Source organism: Poseidonibacter ostreae (assembly GCF_009208075.1).
Taxonomy (GTDB): Bacteria; Campylobacterota; Campylobacteria; order Campylobacterales; family Arcobacteraceae; genus Poseidonibacter; species Poseidonibacter ostreae.
The window spans coordinates 1-382 of the sequence record NZ_WFKJ01000139.1 but is presented as its reverse complement, the minus strand read 5'-3'; the positions used below and the strand labels follow the sequence as shown (position 1 = coordinate 382).

Annotated in this window: 3 tRNA genes; all 3 read left to right on the top strand. The window is 42.4% G+C overall.

Annotated elements, in window-relative coordinates:
- The first annotated feature begins 48 nt into the window (after window positions 1-48).
- The 3 genes from GBG18_RS15170 to GBG18_RS15160 all read left to right on the top strand — a co-directional run bounded on the left by GBG18_RS15170 (window position 49) and on the right by GBG18_RS15160 (window position 371).
- Window positions 49-135 (top strand) — tRNA-Leu (locus GBG18_RS15170).
- Window positions 136-150: 15 nt separating this feature from the next.
- Window positions 151-239, top strand: a tRNA-Ser gene (locus tag GBG18_RS15165).
- Between the two features lie 56 nt (window positions 240-295).
- Window positions 296-371, top strand: a tRNA-Cys gene (locus tag GBG18_RS15160).
- Window positions 372-382 lie beyond the last annotated feature (11 nt).

Genomic DNA, 382 nt, shown 5'->3' with positions numbered 1-382 from the left:
CCACTCCAATTTAAGAATAACATCTTAGATTCTACCAATAAAAAATGTGCGAGTGTGGCGGAATAGGTAGACGCGTTGGACTTAAAATCCAATTCCGGTTTCGGAGTGTCGGTTCGATTCCGACCATTCGCACCACTAATATATAAAAGTAGAGAGTTGCCAGAGTTGGTCGAATGGACCGGTTTTGAAAACCGGCGAGGTTCACGCCTCCGAGGGTTCGAATCCCTTGCTCTCTGCCACTTTTATTTTTTACAAATCATTTTCTTTTCAATATTAAAATGATTCTTCAAACATTGGAGCTATAGCAAAGCTGGTAATGCCCCGGATTGCAAATCCGGTATGCGTTGGTTCGAGTCCGACTAGCTCCTCCATTTTCTTATAA